The sequence below is a fragment of the bacterium genome, assembly GCA_023150945.1.
Classification (GTDB): Bacteria; Zhuqueibacterota; Zhuqueibacteria; order Zhuqueibacterales; family Zhuqueibacteraceae; genus Coneutiohabitans.
Genome location: JAKLJX010000062.1, coordinates 1 through 889 on the forward strand (window position 1 = coordinate 1; position 889 = coordinate 889).

The window sequence follows — 889 nt, forward strand, 5'->3', positions numbered from 1 at the left end:
GGAGCTGAAGAATTACGCTCCCAAAACCATCACCGCGTACTTGGGGCACATGACGGCCTTTACCCGGCTGTTCATGAGATCGCCCGCCGAGATGGGCGAAGAGGAAATCCGCAAGTATTTGCACCATCTCAAGACGGTAAAGCAGGTGAGCACCTCCAATATCAATATCGCTTACTGGGCTTTGCGGTTCTTCTACGTCGACACGCTGCATCGCGAGTGGAACGTCGAGAAGATTCCGCATCCGAAAATGGAAAAGAGACTGCCGGTGGTCTTGGCGCAGGAAGAAGTGAAGAAGCTGTTGGAGGCGGTTTCCAATCTCAAACACCGGGTGATGTTGATGACGGCTTATGCCGGCGGCTTGCGGGTGAGCGAGGTGGCCAGGCTCAAGGTGACGGATATCGACAGCAAACGCATGTTGATTCGGGTGGAACAGGGCAAAGGCAAGAAGGATCGCTACACGTTGTTGTCGCAGACGCTGCTGGAGAATCTGCGGAGCTATTACACAGCGTACCGCCCACAAAAGTGGCTTTTCCCCGGCAGCCGGCCGGATGAGCCCATTGATGCCGGATCGATTCAACGGGTATTCAAGCGCGCTAAAAAAAAGCCGGGATCAAAAAGCCCGCCACTGTTCATACGCTGCGCCATAGTTTTGCCACGCACCTCTTAGAAGCGGGCACCGATCTTTTCACCATCAAGAAGCTGCTCGGCCACTCCAGCATCCAGACCACACTCATCTACCTCCACATTCAGCAGAAGAATCTCCAGAAAGTTATCAGTCCACTCGACCATCTCGCGGCACTAGGGCCTGTGGAGGTGAAGTCATGAACTCACCTCAAGGTTCCAACCGCTTAGCAGTGGGAGATATCTTTCGCGAATATGGCCCGGCGTA

The 889-nt window shown here is 54.3% G+C and carries 1 pseudogene; it reads left to right on the forward strand.

The annotated features are described in order from the left end of the window. Positions 1-49 precede the first annotated feature (49 nt). Positions 50-825, forward strand: a pseudogene (locus L6R21_28015) (site-specific integrase). Positions 826-889: the final 64 nt, after the last annotated feature.